Genomic DNA, 272 nt, shown 5'->3' with positions numbered 1-272 from the left:
AGATAAGCCATTACTTTATATCGGGCAAACTGGCGATTTGAAAACTCGTCTCAATCAACATCATAAAAAAGACTTTTGGACGCGGGCTTTTGTCATGCTTTCAACCAATAATTCCATGACCCAAACCCATGCGCTGTATATGGAGCATAAAGCAATTGCCACTGCCCTTGACGTGGGGCGCTATGAGCTAAAAAATGGTAATAGTGGTAATAAGCCGCATACACCCGACCCATTAAAAGCTGACTGCGAAGAGTTGTTTCACACCCTTGCTG

The 272-nt window shown here is 43.8% G+C and carries 1 protein-coding gene; it reads left to right on the top strand.

Annotation, left to right across the window (positions count from 1 at the left end):
* The coding region (locus AAEZ06_RS27295) for a GIY-YIG nuclease family protein (protein WP_350617224.1) at positions 1–272 on the top strand (272 nt) is incomplete at both ends.

It is taken from the genome of Pseudomonas sp. HY7a-MNA-CIBAN-0227 (genome assembly GCF_040310325.1).
Classification (GTDB): Bacteria; Pseudomonadota; Gammaproteobacteria; order Pseudomonadales; family Pseudomonadaceae; genus Aquipseudomonas.
This window is presented reverse-complemented; position numbering and strand designations above follow the sequence as displayed.